Annotated in this window: 2 protein-coding genes; both read left to right on the top strand. The window is 67.0% G+C overall.

What is annotated here, in order from left to right; translation table 11 throughout:
* Positions 1 to 359 (top strand): TrbI/VirB10 family protein (locus FFK22_RS41945; RefSeq protein WP_143957017.1); only part of this gene is annotated, 359 nt, incomplete at its 5' end.
* An 11-nt stretch (positions 360 to 370) separates the two neighbouring features.
* The gene (locus FFK22_RS41940; protein ID WP_138893736.1) at positions 371 to 646 is read left to right on the top strand and encodes a DUF2274 domain-containing protein; all 276 of its coding nucleotides are present in this window, start codon (positions 371 to 373) and stop codon (positions 644 to 646) included.
* Positions 647 to 918 lie beyond the last annotated feature (272 nt).

Below are 918 nucleotides of genomic sequence, written 5' to 3'. Positions count from 1 at the left end.
TGGTCTGGCAGCGCCTTGTCCTGCCGAACGGGAGATCGATCGTGCTCGTCAATCTGCCGGCGACAGACACGGCCGGCTATGCCGGACTCGAGGACGAGGTTGACGTCCACGGCTGGGAGCTCGTGAAGGGTGTCGTCCTCTCGACGCTTCTCGGCGTTGGCACCGAGCTCACCTTTGGCGATGACGAGGACGATCTCGTCCGCGCGCTCCGGCAATCGACGCAGCAGAGCCTGAACCAGGCCGGTCAGCGGATCACGGAGCGGGCGCTCGACATCCAGCCGACGCTGAAAGTGCGGCCCGGCTGGCCGCTTCGCGTCATTGTGCACAAGGATCTCGTGCTCGAGCCCTACCAGGGATGAGGAGGTGTGCCATGCCAGATCTCAAGCTTCGCCGGCTGCCGGACCGCACCTTCGTCAGGATCTCGTTCCGGGCCGGCCCGGAGCTCGCGCGGTCGCTACAGGCCTATGCCGCGCTTTACCGCGAGACCTACGGCCAGGCGCAGCCGTTACCAGATCTCATCCCCTACATGCTGGAGAGCTTTCTTGCGGGGGATCGCGCCTTTGTCCTCGCGCAGAAGGCCGGGCGAACGGACGGCGGGCGACCGAGGTCTGATCTCTTCGCGTCGTCGCCGGAAAAGGAGGCCTGAGGTCCGGCCTTCGATCAAGCCCGGCGGCCGGATGTCGCCCGATTGCGCGGGATCCAGCCGGATTTTCGTGAGGCCGAAGGAGCCAGGTCTCAGGTCTTTGAGCGCATAGCCGCGTGGACTGGATCCGGCGGAGTCCTCGGCCGCGTCGGCGTCGTCGCGGCAAATCCCTCCGGTTTGAGCGACGGCGGATCCGGGACCGCGTGGGCGAGCTCCCGGTCGATGATGCACATCTGGGCGGGGCTGAGCCAAGGCCCGATAAGGGGGCGAGGCGG

The sequence above is a fragment of the Mycobacterium sp. KBS0706 genome, assembly GCF_005938675.2.
Taxonomy (GTDB): domain Bacteria; phylum Pseudomonadota; class Alphaproteobacteria; order DSM-16000; family Inquilinaceae; genus Inquilinus.
Note: the sequence above shows the minus strand (reverse complement) of the source record. Positions and strands in the feature narration are given on the sequence as shown.